Source organism: Rhodoferax sp. TH121, from assembly GCF_002251855.1.
Classification (GTDB): domain Bacteria; phylum Pseudomonadota; class Gammaproteobacteria; order Burkholderiales; family Burkholderiaceae_C; genus Allorhodoferax.
The window spans coordinates 51,875-69,515 of record NZ_NOXW01000014.1 but is presented as its reverse complement, the minus strand read 5'-3'; the positions used below and the strand labels follow the sequence as shown (position 1 = coordinate 69,515).

14 protein-coding genes are annotated in these 17,641 nt (G+C 63.8%); 11 read left to right on the top strand and 3 right to left on the bottom strand.

What is annotated here, in order from left to right; all coding sequences use genetic code 11:
• From CHU94_RS01550 to CHU94_RS18960, 4 genes are all read left to right on the top strand, one after another.
• The coding region (locus tag CHU94_RS01550; protein WP_255033732.1) for a methyl-accepting chemotaxis protein at positions 1-924 on the top strand (924 nt) is incomplete at its 5' end.
• A gap of 243 nt (positions 925-1,167) precedes the next feature.
• Positions 1,168-2,754, top strand: coding sequence for a methyl-accepting chemotaxis protein (locus CHU94_RS19625; RefSeq protein WP_303396081.1), 1,587 nt, complete (start codon positions 1,168-1,170; stop codon positions 2,752-2,754).
• A 48-nt stretch (positions 2,755-2,802) separates the two neighbouring features.
• On the top strand, positions 2,803-3,312 hold the full coding sequence (locus tag CHU94_RS19675; protein WP_094476040.1) for an MCP four helix bundle domain-containing protein: 510 nt from the start codon (positions 2,803-2,805) through the stop codon (positions 3,310-3,312).
• 102 nt (positions 3,313-3,414) lie between these two features.
• Positions 3,415-4,563 carry a methyl-accepting chemotaxis protein gene (locus CHU94_RS18960; RefSeq protein ID WP_369597388.1) on the top strand — a complete coding sequence of 383 codons (1,149 nt, stop codon included), beginning with the start codon at positions 3,415-3,417 and terminating at the stop codon, positions 4,561-4,563.
• Between the two features lie 108 nt (positions 4,564-4,671).
• Here CHU94_RS18960 and tgt read toward each other — a convergent pair whose 3' ends face one another.
• Positions 4,672-5,883, bottom strand: a complete 1,212-nt coding sequence (tgt, locus tag CHU94_RS01530) for a tRNA guanosine(34) transglycosylase Tgt (RefSeq protein ID WP_094476038.1) — start codon at positions 5,881-5,883, stop codon at positions 4,672-4,674.
• 76 nt (positions 5,884-5,959) lie between these two features.
• Here tgt and CHU94_RS01525 point away from each other — a divergent pair, with 76 nt between their 5' ends.
• Positions 5,960-6,748, top strand: a complete 789-nt coding sequence (locus tag CHU94_RS01525; RefSeq protein WP_094476036.1) for a hypothetical protein — start codon at positions 5,960-5,962, stop codon at positions 6,746-6,748.
• A 5-nt stretch (positions 6,749-6,753) separates the two neighbouring features.
• Here the strand turns inward: CHU94_RS01525 and CHU94_RS01520 are convergent, their stop codons facing one another.
• Positions 6,754-7,896 carry a GGDEF domain-containing protein gene (locus tag CHU94_RS01520; protein ID WP_094476034.1) on the bottom strand — a complete coding sequence of 381 codons (1,143 nt, stop codon included), beginning with the start codon at positions 7,894-7,896 and terminating at the stop codon, positions 6,754-6,756.
• A 176-nt stretch (positions 7,897-8,072) separates the two neighbouring features.
• On the opposite strand from CHU94_RS01520, the gene CHU94_RS01515 reads away from it, so the two are divergent.
• The gene (locus CHU94_RS01515; RefSeq protein WP_094476032.1) at positions 8,073-10,289 is read left to right on the top strand and encodes an esterase-like activity of phytase family protein; all 2,217 of its coding nucleotides are present in this window, start codon (positions 8,073-8,075) and stop codon (positions 10,287-10,289) included.
• On the opposite strand, the gene queA is transcribed toward CHU94_RS01515, so the two are convergent.
• Positions 10,290-11,375 carry a tRNA preQ1(34) S-adenosylmethionine ribosyltransferase-isomerase QueA gene (queA, locus tag CHU94_RS19330; RefSeq protein ID WP_094476030.1) on the bottom strand — a complete coding sequence of 362 codons (1,086 nt, stop codon included), beginning with the start codon at positions 11,373-11,375 and terminating at the stop codon, positions 10,290-10,292.
• 58 nt (positions 11,376-11,433) lie between these two features.
• On the opposite strand from queA, the gene recG reads away from it, so the two are divergent.
• The 5 genes from recG to ubiA all read left to right on the top strand — a co-directional run bounded on the left by recG (position 11,434) and on the right by ubiA (position 17,634).
• The gene (gene recG / locus CHU94_RS01505) at positions 11,434-13,599 is read left to right on the top strand and encodes an ATP-dependent DNA helicase RecG (RefSeq protein ID WP_217901278.1); all 2,166 of its coding nucleotides are present in this window, start codon (positions 11,434-11,436) and stop codon (positions 13,597-13,599) included.
• 183 nt (positions 13,600-13,782) lie between these two features.
• A complete protein-coding gene (locus tag CHU94_RS01500; protein WP_141211353.1) occupies positions 13,783-14,781 on the top strand; it encodes a hypothetical protein in 999 nt (332 codons plus the stop codon).
• A gap of 47 nt (positions 14,782-14,828) precedes the next feature.
• A complete protein-coding gene (locus CHU94_RS01495; protein WP_094476024.1) occupies positions 14,829-15,725 on the top strand; it encodes a DMT family transporter in 897 nt (298 codons plus the stop codon).
• Positions 15,726-15,729: 4 nt separating this feature from the next.
• Complete coding sequence (locus tag CHU94_RS01490) at positions 15,730-16,701, top strand: LysR substrate-binding domain-containing protein (RefSeq protein WP_094476022.1); 972 nt, start codon at positions 15,730-15,732, stop codon at positions 16,699-16,701.
• A gap of 66 nt (positions 16,702-16,767) precedes the next feature.
• The gene (gene ubiA, locus CHU94_RS01485; RefSeq protein ID WP_094476020.1) at positions 16,768-17,634 is read left to right on the top strand and encodes a 4-hydroxybenzoate octaprenyltransferase; all 867 of its coding nucleotides are present in this window, start codon (positions 16,768-16,770) and stop codon (positions 17,632-17,634) included.
• Positions 17,635-17,641 lie beyond the last annotated feature (7 nt).

Below are 17,641 nucleotides of genomic sequence, written 5' to 3'. Positions count from 1 at the left end.
CAGGCCAGCGCCTTGGAAGAAACCGCCGCCAGCATGGAAGAGCTGGGCTCCACCGTGCGCCAAAACGCCGACAACGCTCGCCAGGCCAATCAGCTCGCGATGACGGCGTCCGCAGTGGCCGTGCAGGGTGGCGAGGTGGTGGGGCAGGTGGTCGAAACCATGAAAGGCATCAACGACGCATCGCGCAAGATCAGCGACATCATCAGCGTCATCGACGGCATTGCCTTCCAAACCAACATCTTGGCCTTGAATGCAGCAGTGGAAGCGGCCCGGGCCGGAGAGCAGGGGCGTGGCTTTGCGGTCGTGGCCTCTGAAGTCAGGTCCCTGGCTGGCCGCTCTGCTGAAGCCGCCAAAGAAATCAAAAGCCTGATAGGTGCCAGCGTAGAACGGGTCGAAGAGGGCACGGCCTTGGTGGACAAGGCGGGCGAGACCATGACCGAAGTGGTCAGCAGTATCCGCCGCGTGACCGACATCATGGGTGAGATCAGCGCGGCCAGTAGCGAGCAAAGCGCGGGTGTGGCCCAAGTGGGTGAGGCTGTGACCCAAATGGACCAAGCCACCCAACAGAATGCGGCACTGGTGGAAGAGATGGCCGCAGCCGCTAGCAGTCTGAAGAGCCAGGCCCAAGACTTGGTGGGGGTCGTTGCAGTGTTCAAATTGTCGGGTGAGCAAGGCCGGGCAGCCCGCTCGGCACCTGCCTTTGTGCCTGCAAAAGCTTCTGTGCGAAGTGGCTCTGTGGCTTTGGGTTTCAAGGGGCCTGAGCGGCGTGACGGTGGGAAAACCGCCGCTGCCCCTGTCAAATCACCAGTGCCCAAACCCACGCCCAGTGCCGCCAAGCCCGCGCCAGTCTTGACCGCGGTGGTACCCAAGACCAGCACCAAGGTCACCCCGGCCGGCGGGGACGATGATTGGGAGACTTTTTAAAGCCAAATTGGCATCCAATGCCCATGGATACTGCGTGAAAAGCTCCTTAATTCATAGCAAAATGAGCTTCTGCAAAGCGCCGCTACCCTTGTTCGGGAGCGGCGCTTTTTCTTTGGCATGCAGGTTGCTGTACCCAAGGCTGTTCCAGAAGCCGGGCCACCTGCCGATACAGAAGGTATGCAGCGCCCCACTGCGCCACTTGCACGCTTGCCAGCCCCATTCCTCCACTACCCACAAGACGCCATGAACCTCAACCAATTTGGTATCCGCGCGCGCATCACCGTTGGACTTGCCGCCATTCTGTTGCTTGCCGTGCTCAGTGCGGCCAACTCCCTTTACCAGAACATCTCGGTCAAGTACGAAGCCGGAGAGGTCGCGACCTCCTGGATTCCGGCCATCGAGAACCTGGGCCACATGAAGAGCTTTTTGTCGGAGCATTCCCTGGTCACCAACGACCGCTTGGCCGTGCAGGGCAGCTTGGACGCAGTGGGTTTTCAAAAGAAGATCGATGAATTGGAGACCAGCCTGGCCAAGGCCACCGACATTTATGCGGCGACCTTGTTGACCTACTCGGACGAAAATTCAGCCCAGGGCAACGCCGAAAAAGCCCTGTACGCCGATTACCAGGCCAAACGCGATGCCTACTATGCGGTGGCCAAAGCCAGTACCAAGGCCGTGGAAGACGCCATGGGAGACGACAACGTGCTGCTGCTGGTGCGGCAAGAGTATGCCAACAAGGGGCCTGAAGCCTTTCGCCAGGCCCATGCCGCCATGGAGGCCATCCTCCAGTTCAACCTGAAGGGGACTGCCGAGGCCGCGACGGCTGTGGCTGACAAAGTCAGCGCTGCCGAAAACACCATGTTGGTCGCCCTGGTGGTAAGCCTGCTGGTGGGGGGCGTCTTGATCTGGCTGATTCCCCGCAGCGTGATCGATCCGGTGAAACAGGCCGTAGAAGTTGCCCAAAGCATTGCCGAGGGCGATCTTTCCCGCCCCGTGGTGGTGCAGGGCAAAGACGAAATGGGACAGCTGCTGGCGGCCCTGCAACGCATGCAAAACCAGCTGGTGCAAGTGGTCGCCAACGTGCGCAGCGGCAGCGAATCGGTGGCCACCGCCAGTGCCGAAATCGCCCAAGGCAACCACGACCTCTCCGCCCGCACCGAACAACAAGCCAGCGCCCTGGAAGAAACCGCCGCCAGCATGGAAGAACTCGGCTCCACGGTCAAACAAAACGCCGACTCCGCCCGACAAGCCAACCAACTCGCCATGAACGCCTCCACCGTCGCAGTGCAAGGCGGAGACGTGGTGGGCCAAGTCGTCGAAACCATGAAAGGCATCAATGAATCCAGCCGCAAGATCGCCGACATCATCAGCGTCATCGACGGCATCGCCTTCCAGACCAACATTCTTGCGCTCAACGCCGCGGTAGAAGCCGCACGCGCAGGCGAACAGGGTCGTGGCTTTGCGGTGGTGGCCTCGGAAGTCCGCTCCCTGGCGGGCCGCTCAGCTGAAGCCGCCAAGGAAATCAAAACCCTCATCGGCGCCAGCGTCGAGCGGGTGGAACAAGGCACCGCACTGGTCGACAAAGCTGGCGCCACCATGACCGAAGTGGTCAGCAGCATCCGGCGGGTGACCGACATCATGGGAGAAATATCGGCGGCCAGCAGCGAACAAAGCGCCGGGGTGGCCCAGGTGGGAGAGGCCGTGACCCAGATGGACCAGGCCACGCAGCAGAACGCGGCGCTGGTGGAGGAGATGGCGGCGGCTGCCAGCAGCCTCAAGAGCCAGGCCAGTGACCTGGTGGGGGTGGTGGCAACCTTCAAGTTGGCGTAAGCTGGAGCGGTCTGAGCGGGAGATACGAGCACATTCAAGGAGGTGCGTATGAAGCTGCGGAACCAGGTCCTGGGTTTGGGGTTGCTGGGGGTGGTGATGACTGCGTTGGTGGGCGGGGCCGGCCTCATCAACGCCAGCAGACTGTCGGACGCGTTTGATGAGTCCATCAACGTGAGCCTGGCGCTCAGCAAAAGCCAGGAGGCGGACATGATGCATGACGCCATCCGGGGTGACGTGCTGTTGACCTTGCTAGCGGCCCAAAAAAGCGACGCGGCGGGCATGGCAGAAGCCGAAAAGGGGCTGAAAGAGCACGCCGAGAACTTCACCAGCAACATTTCCGCCATGCAGGCGCTGCCGATTTCGCCAGAAGCGCGCGACCATGTGGCCAAGGCGGCACCCCTGGTCAAAGCCTATGTGGACTCAGCGGCCAATATTCAGGGGCTGGCGCGCAAAGACCTTGCCAGTGCGGAGCAGGAGGTTCCCAAGTTTCAAAAGGCGTTTGCGGATCTCGAAGTTGCCTTGGAGGCCCAGAGCGAGGCCGTGGCCAAGAATGTCTAGGACTTCAGCATCGAGGTGCACCGGCTCGCGGTGAACGCCAAAATTATTGTGGGGGCCGGGCTTGCCATTGCAGCAGCCTTGTTGGTGGTGCTGTCGCTGTAGTTGGCCCGCTTGTTGTCTGCCCCCTTGGAGCAAGCGGTTGAGATGGCCGACCGCCTAGCCGATGGTGACCTGACCGCCACCGCGCGTCCGGTGGGCAATGACGAAACACTACGCCTGATGTCCACGCTGGACCGCATGCAAAGCCATATTGCGGGCCTGGTCCGGCAAGTGCAGCAAGGGGCACAGACCGTGTCGTCCGCCAGCACTGAGATTGCCCAGGGAAATAACGACCTCAGTGCGCGCACCGAGCAGCAAGCCAGCGCGCTGGAAGAAACCGCTGCCAGCATGGAAGAGCTGAACTCCACCGTGCAACAAAACGCAGAAAGCGCCCGCCAGGCGAACCAGTTGGCCATGAATGCTTCCACAGTGGCTGTGCAGGGTGGGGAGGTCGTGCATGAAGTGGTGGAGACCATGAAGGGCATCAACGAGGCGTCCCGCAAGATCAGCGACATCATCAGCGTGATTGATGGCATTGCCTTCCAGACCAACATCCTTGCGCTTAACGCCGCGGTAGAGGCCGCGCGTGCAGGCGAACAGGGCCGCGGCTTTGCGGTGGTGGCCTCGGAAGTCCGATCCCTGGCAGGCCGCTCAGCCGAAGCCGCCAAGGAAATCAAAACCCTCATCAACGCCAGCGTTGAGCGGGTTGAGCAAGGTACTGCCTTGGTCGACAAAGCTGGTACCACCATGACTGAAGTGGTGACCAGCATTCGCCGAGTGACCGACATCATGGGCGAGATTAGCGCGGCCAGTAACGAACAAAGCATCGGCGTGGCCCAGGTGGGCGAGGCGGTGGGCCAGATGGACCAGACCACACAGCAGAACGCTGCCTTGGTGGAACAAATGGCAGCGGCGGCCAGCAGCCTCAAGAGCCAGGCGGGCGATTTGGTGCAGACGGTGGCGGTGTTCAAGTTGTCAGCCGCCGACCAGGGCGCCAGCCATGCGCCCCCGGCTGTCAAAGCCAAGAGCGCAGTGTCTGTGGGCCACAAGCCAGCTCCAGCTCCTTCCCGCCCCATGGCCAAACCAGCCATTGCCGCACCCAAACCCTCCCCCAAACCGGCTGCCGCCCCGGCCGTGTTGGCTGTCGCAGCGCCCAAGACCAGCACCAAAGTCACCCCCGCTGGCGGGGACGATGATTGGGAGACTTTTTAATGCCAAATTGGCATCCAATACCCATGGATACTGCGCGAACAGCTCCTGAATAGATAGCAAAAAAGCGGGGCCTGCAGGCCCCGTTGTTTTGGCGCGTGGTGCGCAGACCTAGACGCCGCGCGCCCGGTCGGCGTGGAACTGCTGCACAAAGGCGCCAAAGCGGCCTGCGTCCAGCGCGTCGCGGATTTCCTGCATCAGGTTCAGGTAGTAGTGCAGGTTATGCACGCTGGCCAGCATGGGGCCCAGCATCTCGCCGCAGCGGTCCAGATGGTGCAGGTAGGCGCGGCTAAAGCCCTCGCGCCCGCCGTCCGCCCAGCTCACACCACTGGAGCCGGCACAGGCGTAGCAGGTGCAGGTCACGTCGAGCGGCTGCTCGTCGCTCTTGTGGCGGGCGTTGCGGATTTTCAGGTCGCCGTAGCGGCTGAACAAGGTGCCGTTGCGCGCATTGCGGGTGGGCATCACGCAGTCGAACATGTCGATGCCGTTTTGCACGCCGGCAATCAGGTCTTCCGGTGTGCCCACGCCCATCAGGTAGTGCGGCTTGTGCTTGGGGAGCTTGGGGCCGATGTGCTTGAGCACCCGCATCATGTCTTCCTTGGGCTCACCCACCGACAGGCCGCCCACGGCAATGCCTGGGAAGTCCAGCGCTTCCAGGCCGGCCAGCGATTCGTCGCGCAGGTGCTCGAACATGCCCCCCTGCACGATGCCGAAGAGCGCATTGGGGTTGTTCAGCCGCGCAAATTCGTCCTGGCAGCGCTTGGCCCAGCGCAGCGAGAGTTCCATGCTGCTTCGCGCTTCGCGTTCGGTGGTGATCTGGCCCTTGGTCTTGGGTTCGACCGACAGGTAGGGCGTGCACTCGTCGAACTGCATCACGATGTCGGAGTTCAGCGTGGTCTGGATCTGCATGCTGATCTCGGGCGTGAGGAACAGCTTGTCGCCATTCACAGGGCTGGCGAACTTCACGCCTTCCTCACTGATCTTGCGCATCTCGCCGAGGCTCCAGACCTGGAAACCACCCGAGTCGGTGAGGATGGGCTTGTCCCATTTTTCGAACTGGTGCAAGCCGCCGAACTTTTGCACCACGTCCAGACCCGGGCGCATCCACAGGTGGAAGGTGTTGCCCAGGATGATCTGGGCGTTCATGTCGTGCAGGCTGCGCGGCATCACGCCCTTGACGGTGCCATAGGTGCCCACGGGCATGAAGATGGGGGTTTCGACCACGCCGTGGTTCAGCGTCAGGCGGCCGCGGCGGGCGTGGCTGCCCAGGTAGCTGCCGTCGGCGCTGGCGGGGTCGTTGTTCAAAAGTTCAAATTTCAGCATGCCCCTATTGTCCGTGAAGGCCCGTCAGGCCGTCACGGGCCACTCCGGGAATAATCAGCACAGAAGGAGAATTCCCATGCGTTGGACCCAATCGATTGCCGTCAAGAGCTTTGCTGTGGCCTTTGTGGCCACCCATATTCCCTTGCTGACCTTGGTGGCGGTGGTCACCTTGCGGCCGGATTGGCTCACGCCTTGGCGCGTGCTGTCGGCAGCATTGGTGGCCACCTTGCTGGCGACTGCCCTGGTGATTTATGTGTTGTGGCGCATGTTCGCACCTTTGCGGGAGGCTGCCGATGGGCTGGAGGCCTTCATGGCCAAGGGGGCGTCTTTGCGCCTGGCGCCAGGGTCTTCCGATGAGGTGGGGCGGCTGGTGCGTGTGTTGACTGCTGCGTTGGCGCATTGGGATCGCAGCCGCGCGGCTTTGCTGCATTCGGGGGCGCAAGTGCTGCAGCGCCGGTCTGCCCAGGCGCAAGAAATGGGTGGCGAGCGCTTGCGCACCGTGGTGCTGTTGGAGCTGGACCAATGGCCGGCGCTGGACGCCGAGGGCGACCTGGAGCGCATGGAGCAGGTGCAAACCGCCCTGCTGGAGCGTCTGGCGGCCGCCACCGTCAGCGGCGAGATCGTATTGCCCTGGGGGCGTGGGCGCTTTTTGCTGGCCTTGGCAAGCCTGCAGGCCGAGGCGGTAGGGCGGGTTCAGGCCTTGTGTCAGCCTTTTGGCGTGGCAGGCGATGCGCAAACCTACCACTGCAGCGCCGTGCTGGAAACCCGTTCCGGGACGGCGGTCGGTTGGGCTAGTGCGCTGCAGCGCCTGGAACAAAAGCTGTACACGCTGCGCCAGCAGGGTGGGGTGATGCAGGTCGCCTGAGCGGCTCAGGCCTGCACCACGCGGTTGCGGCCTTTGGCCTTGGCGGTGTAGCAGGCCGAATCGATGCGGCTGAAGCTGGCCTGGGGGGTGAGGTCCAGGTCCCAACGCATGCAGTCCACACCTATGCTGGCGGTCAGAGGGATGTGGTGTGCGTCCCAGGGGACAGGCGTTGTCGCCAGGGTGTGGCACAGGGCCTGCGCCAGCTGCATGGCCTCTTCGGCGTTGGTGTCGGGCAGCAGCACGGCAAACTCCTCGCCGCCGATGCGGGCCACCATGTCGCTGGCGCGCTTGAAGCGCGCCTCCATCAGCTGCGCAACATGCCGCAGGGCAGTGTCACCGGCCAAGTGGCCATACGTGTCATTGATGCGTTTGAAGTGGTCCAGGTCCACCACCATCAATGCCAACTGGCCCTGCTGGCGTGCAGCCAGGCGCCAGTGGGTGCGGAAGGTGCTGTCGTACTCGCGCCGGTTGGCCAGGCCGGTCAGCGCGTCCAGGCGCGAGAGACGCTCTACCTCGGCGCGGCTCGTCAGCAAGGCGTGTTCGATGGACATTTGCGTGTCGTATTCGGCGGCACGGCGGCGGATGTGGGTGAGCTGGTAGACAAAGTTCACAGCCAGCACCGCACACACCGGCCACAAGGCGGGCACTGCCACAGCAAAGTACAGCAGCGCGGGCACTTGCAGGAGTACCACCACCCACAGTGCCTGGCGCTTGTGCAGTGCATAGGTCTCACAACCCGCGGAACTGAAGGCGATGGTGGACATCGCAGCAACCAGAAAGGCCGTGCTCAGGTCCTGCTCCAGGTGGCCCACGGCCAGGAAGAACAGGCACCAAACGAGGCAGCCCACATTGACAAGTGCCCAGTGCTGCCACCACCAGCGGTCCGAGGCCTGGGTGTCGGCACTGTCTTGTGGCGGTGTGTGGACCCAGCGCAGGTATCCAAGCACGCCGTACAGGGCCAACGTTGCGGCCATGGCGCCACCGTAGTGTGGGAAGTAGCCCCCCACCCAGGCGGTGATGGCCAAGGCAATGCCATAAAAAATGGTGCCCGGCAGCGCGCGCTGGTAGAGGTCGGCTGCGGCCCGTTGGCGGCGGTACTGCGCCAAACTGGGCGGCGCCTGGTGCATCAGTGCCTGGATATCCGCCATGCCTCCACGTTAGCGGAAAAACACGGCCTGCTGGTTCCCAAATTCTCAGTAGAAACCCCGCATCGATGCCCCGCGTGTCACAGCGCTGTCATGTCCTGCCGCTACCGTCGCCAATGGCGCTCACCGCTGCCATCTTCCTGCCTGACTTCCCTGCAGTTCCCTCCAAGAGAGTTTCCATGCCGTCTTTCTCCCCCCTCGTGTCTGCCTTGGCTTTGCTGGCCTGTGTGGGTGCCGCTGCCCAAACCCCGGCCACGGGCCCCTACTTCAACCGCGTGGCCACTTTTGAGGCCCATCGCAATGTGCCCGCAGGCCGCAATGTCAGCAAAAAATCGGTGGCGGAAATTGTGGCGGTCAGCGCCGACGGCATGACACTGGCCTACACCGATGGCGAGCAAATGGGCATTGGCCTGATCGACATTCGCAACCCCGCCCAGCCCAAAGCTGCCGGGTTTTTGCCGGTGGAAGGCGAGCCCACCTCGGTGACCATTGCCCACGGCAAGGTCCTGGCCGCTGTCAATTCCACCCAAGACTTCGCGCAGCCCACCGGCCACTTGGCGGTGTTTGATTTGGCCCGCCGCAAGGCCTTGGGCACCTGCCCGCTGTTTGGCCAGCCGGACTCCATCGCTCTGGACAAAGGTGCGCGCCACGCCGTCATCGTGATGGAAAACGAGCGCGACGAAAAACTCAACAAGGGCGCCATTCCCCAGCTGCCGGGTGGCAATCTCACCATCATCCCGCTGAGCGCAGCTGGCTTGCCCGATTGCACCCGCGCCCACCCCGTGGCCTTGAACGGTTTGGCCGAAATTGCCACGGACGATGCCGAGCCCGAGCTGGTCAAAGTCAACGCCCAAGGCATTGCGGTAGTGACCCTGCAAGAGAACAACCACATCGTGCTGGTGGACGTGGCCAAGCGCCAGGTCATCAAGCACTTCTCGGCGGGCACGGTGGACCTGAAAGACATTGACTGTACGCGCGACGTCATCATCAACCCCGGCGAATCGGCCAAAGGTCTGCTGCGCGAACCCGATGCGGTGGCCTGGCTGGACACCACCCGCTTTGTGACCGCCAACGAGGGGGACTACAAAGGCGGCTCGCGCAGCATTTCCATTTTCAACACCGAGGGTAAGGTGGAGTGGGACAGCGGCAACTTCCTGGACCACGAAGCGATGCGCCTGGGCCACTACCCCGAGGGCCGCTCGGCCGCCAAAGGCAACGAGCCCGAGGGGGTGGAGGTTGGCGTGTTTGGCAAAGATACTTTGATTTTTGTCGGCTCTGAGCGCTCTTCGCTGGTCACTGTCTGGCGTGATCGTGGGGCTGGCAAGGCACCAGAGTACCTGCAGGCCCTGCCAGCTGGCAGTGGCCCCGAGGGGTTAACCGCCATTCCCCAGCGCGGCTTGCTGGTGGTGGCCAGCGAAAACGATGGCGCTGCCCGCTCCAGTGTGATGATTTACCAACGTGGTGCCGAGACTCCGGCCTACCCCACGCTGATGTCCAGCGACTCTCCCGCCGGTCCGCCCATTCCCTGGGGGGCCATCTCGGGCACGACGGCCGACCGCACGCAGGCCGGGCGCCTGTTTGCGGTGACCGACAGCGTGTACGCCACCACCCGCATCCTGCAGATCGACACCAACTTCACGCCCGCTTTGATCACGAACGCCATGACTGTCACCAAAGACGGCAAGCCCGTGGGCTATGACGGTGAGGGTATTGCCCAGAGGGCTGATGGCGGCTTTTGGCTGGCCTCGGAAGGCGACCCTGACAAGAAGCCTGCGCCCTTGCGCAATCGGTTGCTGCGCCTGAATGCCAAGGCCGAGGTGCAGGAGGAAATCGAGCTGCCCGAGGCACTGGCACGCCATGCGACCCGCTTTGGTTTTGAAGGGGTGACGACCACCGGCACCGGCGATCAGGAAGTGGTGTGGCTGGCCGTGCAGCGCGAGTGGAAGGATGACCCCAAGGGGTTCACCAAAATCTTGCGCTACACCCCGGCTACCAAGACCTGGGGCGTGTTGCACTATCCGCTGGAAGCTACCAAGGCCGAAGGCGGCTGGGTAGGCCTGTCGGAAATCACTGCTGTGGGCCCAGACACCTTTGTGGTGGTCGAGCGTGACAACCAGTTTGGCGACCAGTCTCTGAAGACCTTGCACACTTTCTCGGTGGCCGGTTTGACACCCGCTGCGCCCGGTGATGCCAAGGTTCCGGTGGTCGCCAAGCGCCTGCTGCGCAACCTGGTGCCCGACCTGCAAAAACCCCACGGTTATGTGCTGGACAAGGTGGAGAGTTTTGCGGTGGATAGCGCCGGTCAGGCCTTTGCCATTACCGACAACGACGGTGTGGACGGCTCCAACGGCGAGACGCAACTCTTGCGCCTCGGTGTTTTGCCTGGTCTGAAGTAATTAAGCCGGCCGCCGCTTCAGTAGCATGGCATCGCCATAGCTGAAGAAGCGGTAGCCGCGCGTGATGGCCTCGCGGTACAGGCCCATCACATGCTCGTAGCCGGTGAAGGCGCTGACCAGCATCATCAGACTGCTCTTGGGCAGGTGGAAGTTGGTCACCAGCACGTCGACCAACTTGAACTCAAAACCGGGCGTGATGAAGATGGTGGTGTCGCCACTGGCAATGCCGGTTTGGGCCCAGCTCTCCAGTGTGCGCACGCTGGTCGTTCCCACCGCCACGATGCGGCCGCCGCGCGCCCTGCAGGCGGCAATGGCTTCTTGCGTTTCGGGTGGCACGTTGTACCACTCGCTGTGCATCTGGTGCTCGGCCAGGTTTTCGGTTTTGACCGGCTGGAAGGTGCCCGCACCCACATGCAGCGTCACATGCGCGCGCTGCACGCCCATGGCGTCCAGCTGTGCAAATACGCCTTCGTCAAAGTGCAGGGCGGCCGTGGGGGCAGCGACTGCACCGGGGTTTTTGGCGAAGACGGTCTGGTAACGCTGCACGTCTTCGGGCGAATCGCTGTGGGTAATGTAGGGCGGCAGCGGCACATGGCCGTGGCGCTCCATCAGCGTGTAGGGGTCATCGCCCCGGTCATTGCTCAGCACAAAGCGGTAGATGGGACCGTCCACGTTCGGCCAGCGGCCCAGCAGCGTGGCGCAAAGGCCGTCTTCCTGGCCTTCGGCACACACCATCTTGATGGTCGCGCCCACCTCGGGTTTCTTGCTGACCCGCATGTGGGCTGCCACCTGGTTGCCACCCAGTACCCGCTCGATCAGCAGCTCGACCTTGCCACCTGTGGCCTTTTCACCGAACAGGCGCGCGTTGATGACTTTGGTGTCGTTGAAGACCATGAGGTCACCAGCCTTCAGCAGGCTGGGCAGGTCTTTGAAACTGCGGTCCACCGACGTGGCACCTGTACCGTCCAGTAGGCGGGAGCCCGAGCGTTCGGCGGCCGGGTGTTGGGCAATCAGGGCCTCGGGGAGTTCAAAGTCAAAGTCGCTCAGGGCGAAGGCACGCTCGGTGCCGGGAAAGAAAGCTTGCATGGTGCTTGAGGGCCGGACAGGCCCGTTCCAAGGGAAAAAGACAGGGCAGAATTGTCCCATGCCCAAGAAGCCCGCCCCCCGCACCGATGACGCCGCCCAGGACGGCGCGGCCGGTAGCACGGGAGCCACCAAATCCGCCGCGCAAAAGGCGCTGGAGAAACTGGGCCTGAAGCGCGACATCGACTTGGCGCTGCACTTGCCGCTGCGTTACGAGGACGAGACCCGCATCGTCACGCTGGCCGAAGTGCGCGAGGGCCAGCAGGCGCAGATTGAGGCCGTGGTGACGCACCAGGAGGTGACGTTCAGACCGCGCCGCCAGCTCATCGTCACGGTGGACGACGGCACGGACACCTGCACGCTGCGCTTCTTCAGCTTTTACGGTTCGCAGCAAAAGGCGCTGGCGGTGGGCAACCGCATCCGCGTGCGCGGCGAGGTCAAGGGCGGCTTCATGGGCCGCACCATGCTGCACCCCAGCTTTCGGGCTGCTGGTGGCAGCCTGCCCACGGCGCTCACGCCCATCTACCCCACGGTGGCGGGCCTGCCCCAGCCTTACTTGCGCAAGGCCGTGCTCTCGGGGCTGGCGCGGGCCGACCTGAACGATACCTTTGCGCCCGGCGATCTGGAGGTGTTGAGGCATGGAGTTGGCCACCAGCCCTTATGGACACTGCGTGACGCGCTACAGTTTTTGCACCACCCCACGCCCGATGTATCGCTGGACACGCTGATGGACCACAGCCATCCAGCGTGGCAGCGCCTCAAGGCCGAGGAGCTGCTGGCCCAGCAAATCAGCCAGCTGCAAAGCCGGCGTGAGCGCGCGGCGCTGCGTGCGCCACGGCTGCAGGGCGGCGTGGGGCAGACCCTGCATGCCCGCCTGCTGGCGGCCTTGCCCTTTGGCTTGACGAACGCGCAGCAGCGGGTAGGCGCTGAGATCGCCAAAGACATGGCGCGTCCCATTCCCATGCACCGCCTGCTGCAGGGCGATGTGGGCGCAGGCAAGACGGTGGTGGCCGCGCTGGCCGCCGCCATTTGCATGGACGCTGGCTGGCAGTGCGCGCTGATGGCGCCCACCGAAATCTTGGCCGAGCAGCACTTCCGCAAGCTGCTGGCCTGGCTGGAGCCGCTGGGCATCACCACTGCCTGGCTCACCGGCACGCAGAAGACCAAGGAGCGTCGCGCCATGCTGGCCCTCATCGAGAGCGGCGAGGCGCAGCTGGTGGTGGGCACCCACGCCATCATCCAGGACAAGGTGAAGTTCAAGAGCCTGGCGCTGGCCATCATCGACGAGCAGCACCGCTTTGGCGTGGCCCAACGCCTGGCGCTGCGCAAGAAGATGACCGCCATCGAAGGCGAGCATGAGAAGGGAGCCGAACCCCATCTCCTCATGATGACGGCCACGCCCATTCCCAGAACTTTGGCGATGAGTTACTACGCCGATCTGGATGTCTCCACGCTGGACGAATTACCGCCGGGGCGCACGCCCATCGTGACCAAGGTGGTGAACGACCACCGGCGCGACGAGGTGATCGAGCGCATCCGCGGTCAGATTGCCGAGGGGCGGCAGGTCTATTGGGTTTGCCCGCTGATCGAGGAGAGTGAGGCGCTGGACCTGAGCGACGCCACGCAAACCCATGCCGACCTGGCCGAGGCCCTGCAGGGCGCCACCCGTGCCGATGGCCAGCCGGTGCTGATTGGCCTGCTGCACTCGCGCATGCATGTGGACGACAAAAAGGCGGTGATGGGCGCGTTTACCGCCGGCCTGATGTCGGTGCTGGTCAGCACCACCGTCATTGAGGTGGGCGTCGATGTGCCCAACGCCTCCCTGATGGTGATTGAGCATGCCGAGCGTTTTGGCCTGAGCCAGCTGCACCAGCTGCGCGGCCGCGTGGGGCGGGGCGCGGCGGCTTCGGCCTGTGTGCTCTTGTACTCCACGGGCGACGCGCCACGCCTGGGTGAGGCTGCGCGTGAGCGCCTGCGCGCCATGGCCGAGACGAACGATGGCTTCGAGATTGCCCGGCGTGATCTGGAGATTCGTGGGCCCGGAGAGTTTTTGGGGGCTCGCCAAAGCGGCGAGGCCATGCTGCGCTTTGCGGACCTGGCGCAGGACACGGACCTGCTGGCGTGGGCGCGTGCCGAAGCTCCCATGCTGCTGGACCGCTACCCGCACCTGGCGCACAAGCATGTGGCCCGCTGGCTGGGCGGCAAGGCCGAGTTTCTAAAGGCCTGATGTGTGCGATACATGGCTTCACATGCAAACCGCATTTTGTGGTCAAAATAGGGGCTGGTGCCCGCAGTTTCTGCGCAAATAGCTCCTGAATTCATAGCAAGGTCAACGTGTTTTCATCTTTCTTTTCCTGCCCGAGTCTGTGTCTGGATCCTCGCGCTGCCGCGCATGCCTTGGGCCCAGACCGTGTCTGAACCTTGGCTGTGGATTGCGGGGCTGTTGACCCCGGTGGTGCTGGCGGTGGCGGGCTTTTATGCCTATGTGGAGCAGCAGGCGCGGCTGCTGAAAACCCGTGCTGGCCCCATTCCCGGTGGCCTGCGGTTTGAGGCGCATGGCTGGAGCGTTGAGGTCCAGCGCGCGGGCCAGCAACTGGTGGTGCAGGCTCGCCATGGCCAGTACGCGCACGCGCCCTTGTCTGACGCCAGTCCCCTGGAACTGGGGGCGCCGGGCCCGGTCAACGCCACCCTGCCTGCGCCAGGTTTGCAGATTGAGGTGACACGCAATGTGCGCGAACAAGAGGGCCGGGCGCTGCAGCCCACGGGGCAATGCAGCGTGGTGTTCCGGGCTTCAGATGAAAGTGCCTTCGCTGCGGCCGAGAAGCCGGGCGGCGAGCGCCATCTGCTGCGCCTGGACCCGGTGCCCGAGCCGGTGGCGGCGAATTTCCAGCAGTTCGCGGGACAGATTCGCGTCTGGGTGGACCGACTGGACCGGAATCTGGCCCAGCAGGTGCTGCAGCGCCAGCAACGCCTGGAGGCCGAAGCGGCAGCCGAGGCCCGGGCCGCTGCCCGGGCCAAGAAGGCGGCCGAACAACCTGTAGTGCAAGATTTGGAACCCGAAGCCCAGATTGCGCACTGGCGCAAGGTCGCGGGCTTCAGCGGTACCAGCGAGGTGGGCTACAGCGATGACGGCAAGATTGATTGGTTCATCGACCTGGATCCGCGCGGGCGCATCACGCTGCACGCCGACCGCCGTACCGTCCACACCACCTTGCTGGGGGCCACGGTGTCCAGTCTGGCGGGGGAGCTGGAGGTGGCGGTGCGCGATGAATACTGGAGCGAAGCGGAGCCCGAGCTCAAAAATTTCCGGCTCTTCAAGGGGGCGCACTCGGAAGTGCGCCGTGCCTGGAAAGAACGCCTGGAAATCCTGATCGGCAAGTTGCGCAACGGCGAGATCGCCAGCCCCTGAGGCCTTGGCGGGCGGGTATAGTGGCCCGCTTTTTCCTCAGAGTGCGGATGCTGTCACTTTTACACACACGCTGGTGCGCGCTGGCTGGCAATACGCGTGGCGTGCTGCTGGTGGTGCTGGCCATGGCCTGCTGGGCCGTGCTGGACGCTTGCAACAAGCGGCTCTTGGCGACTGGCATTGCCCCCAAACAGGTCTTGTTTTTGCAGGCCACCGTGGTGCTGGCCATGCTGGCGCCCGTGGTGGCGTGGACGCGCGGGCGCATTGTGGCCACGCGTCAGCCACGCATCCATCTGCTGCGCGCGGGCTTTATCGTTACCTCCGCCTGGTGCGCCGCCTATGCCGTGTCGCACCTGCCGCTGGCCGAGGCCAGTGCCTACCTGATGACGGGGTCGCTCTTTATGCTGCCGCTGGGCGTATGGCTGTTGGGCGAGCAGCCCCACTGGCTGCGCTGGAGTGGCGTGCTGGTGGGTTTTGGCGGGGTTTTGGTCATCCTCCAGCCCGGCGCCGAGGCCTTTCACCCCGCCGCATTGGTGGCGCTGCTGGGTGCACTGATGGAGAGCATGCTGGGCGTAGTCCTCAAAAAATACTCAGGCCAAGAACACCCGATTGCGGTGCTGACCTGGAGCCAGGTGGCGTGCTGGCTCACCTTTGGCGTCTTCACAGGCTTTAGCTTGCCCAGTGTGCCGGTGGCGTTGTGGCCGCTACTGCCGGTGGTGGGTGTGGCGGCGGCCGGCATTTACCTGTGCTACTTTTTTGCCTACCGCGCGGGCGATGCCTCGGCGGTGGAGGCGGGCAGTTTCTCGCTGCTGCTGTTCAGCCCCACGCTGGGTTGGCTGGTCTTTGCCGAGGTGCCGGATCTGGCCTTCTGGCTGGGCGCAGGCCTGCTGGTGTGCGGGATTGCGCTGGTGATTGTGGAACCCACGGGCCGGGTAAGAGGAGAATAGCGCCATGACCCTGACCGAACTCAAATACATCGTGGCCGTGGCGCGTGAGCGGCACTTTGGCAAGGCGGCGGACGCCTGCTATGTCTCGCAGCCCACGCTGTCGGTGGCGGTGAAGAAGCTCGAAGAGGAGCTGGACGTCAAGCTTTTCGAGCGCAGCGCCAACGAGGTGAGCGTGACGCCGCTGGGCGAGGAGATCGTGCGCCAGGCGCAGGCCGTGCTGGAGCAGGCCGCCAACATCAAGGACATTGCCAAACGTGGCAAGGACCCGCTGGCCGGGCCGCTCAAGCTGGGCGTGATCTACACCATTGCGCCGTATTTGTTGCCTGACCTGGTGCGCCAGGTCATCACCCACAGCCCGCAGATGCCGCTGATGCTGCAGGAGAACTTCACCGTCAAGCTGCTGGAAATGCTGCGCACCGGCGAGATCGATTGCGCCATCCTGGCCGAGCCTTTCCCCGATACCGGGCTGGCCGTGGCGCCCTTGTACGACGAGCCTTTTTTTGCCGCCGTGCCCACCAGCCACGCACTGGCCGCCCAGGACCACGTGACCACCGATGCCCTCAAGAGCGAAACCATGCTGCTCTTGGGCAACGGCCACTGCTTCCGCGACCATGTGCTGGAGGTATGCCCCGAGTTCGCGCGTTTCTCCAGCGATGCCGAGGGCATCCGCAAGAGTTTCGAAGGCTCCTCGCTGGAGACCATCAAGCACATGGTGGCCGCGGGCATGGGTATCACCCTGGTGCCGCGCCTGTCCGTGCCCAAGGAGGCCCTTGAGCCCAAAAAGCGCAAAGGCGAGGAGCCCTTCGTGAAGTACCTGCCGGTGCAGGACCACAAACCCGATGGCAGCAGTCTGCCCCCGCCAACGCGCCGGGTGGTGCTGGTGTGGCGGCGCAGCTTCACGCGATATGAGGCCATTGCCGCGCTGCGCAATGCGGTCTATGGCTGTGAGCTGCCCGGTGTCACGCGGCTGTCCTGATTCTTGAGCTAATTAGGTCTCTAGCCATTGTGGATGCTGCGTGAGCAGCTCCTGGTTTTATAGCAAATGGATGCCCCTGTGTTCTCCGCCAAACTCTCTCTTTACCTGGACCTGATTCGCTGGAACCGGCCCGCAGGCTGGCTGCTGCTGCTGTGGCCTACGCTGAGTGCGCTGTGGCTGGCGGCGGGGGGCTTCCCCGGTTGGCATCTGGTTGCGGTGTTTACCCTGGGCACCATCCTCATGCGCAGCGCGGGTTGCTGTGTCAACGATGTGGCCGATCGTGAGTTCGACAAACACGTCAAACGTACGGCGCAACGCCCGGTCACCAGCGGGCGCATTGGCATGCGGGAGGCGCTGCTGGTCGGCGCCGTGCTGGCGCTGGCAGCCTTTGGTCTGGTGCTGACGACAAATACCGCAACCATCGCCTGGTCGTTTGCCGCATTGGCGGTGGCCTTGGTCTACCCCTACGCCAAGCGCTATGTCTCCATGCCGCAGGCGGTGCTGGGCGTGGCGTTCAGCTTTGGCATTCCCATGGCCTTCGCCGCGGTGCAAGGCGCCGTGCCCTTGCTGGCGTGGGCGCTGTTGCTGGGCAACCTGTTCTGGGTGCTGGCCTACGACACCGAATACGCCATGGTGGACCGCGATGACGACCTCAAGATTGGCATGAAAACCTCGGCCATCACACTGGGGCGCTGGGATGTGCCGGCGGTGCTGGCGTTCTATGTCGTCTACCTCGCTTTGTGGTCTTGGCTGGTGCTGCCCGCACTCAGTCGCACCTGGGCCTGGTGGCTTGGCGTGGCGGTGGCCGCCGCCCAGGTGGTGTGGCATGGAACGCTGATTGCCGATCGGGCGCGCGAGGGGTGCTTCAAGGCCTTTCGCCTCAACCACTGGGTGGGGTTCGCAGTGTTTGGCGGGGTGATGCTGGGCGTGTGAGCGTGAC

What these genes read in the sequence shown, in the direction of transcription:
- CHU94_RS19625 (WP_303396081.1), top strand. Translation starts at nt 1,168, where the DNA reads ATGAACCTCAACCAATTTGGTATCCGCGCGCGCATCACCGTTGGACTT.
- CHU94_RS19675 (WP_094476040.1), top strand. Translation starts at nt 2,803, where the DNA reads ATGAAGCTGCGGAACCAGGTCCTGGGTTTGGGGTTGCTGGGGGTGGTG.
- tgt (WP_094476038.1), bottom strand. Translation starts at nt 5,883, where the DNA reads ATGCTGAAATTTGAACTTTTGAACAACGACCCCGCCAGCGCCGACGGC.
- CHU94_RS01525 (WP_094476036.1), top strand. Translation starts at nt 5,960, where the DNA reads ATGCGTTGGACCCAATCGATTGCCGTCAAGAGCTTTGCTGTGGCCTTT.
- CHU94_RS01520 (WP_094476034.1), bottom strand. Translation starts at nt 7,896, where the DNA reads ATGGCGGATATCCAGGCACTGATGCACCAGGCGCCGCCCAGTTTGGCG.
- CHU94_RS01515 (WP_094476032.1), top strand. Translation starts at nt 8,073, where the DNA reads ATGCCGTCTTTCTCCCCCCTCGTGTCTGCCTTGGCTTTGCTGGCCTGT.
- queA (WP_094476030.1), bottom strand. Translation starts at nt 11,375, where the DNA reads ATGCAAGCTTTCTTTCCCGGCACCGAGCGTGCCTTCGCCCTGAGCGAC.
- recG (WP_217901278.1), top strand. Translation starts at nt 11,434, where the DNA reads ATGCCCAAGAAGCCCGCCCCCCGCACCGATGACGCCGCCCAGGACGGC.
- CHU94_RS01495 (WP_094476024.1), top strand. Translation starts at nt 14,829, where the DNA reads ATGCTGTCACTTTTACACACACGCTGGTGCGCGCTGGCTGGCAATACG.
- CHU94_RS01490 (WP_094476022.1), top strand. Translation starts at nt 15,730, where the DNA reads ATGACCCTGACCGAACTCAAATACATCGTGGCCGTGGCGCGTGAGCGG.
- ubiA (WP_094476020.1), top strand. Translation starts at nt 16,768, where the DNA reads ATGGATGCCCCTGTGTTCTCCGCCAAACTCTCTCTTTACCTGGACCTG.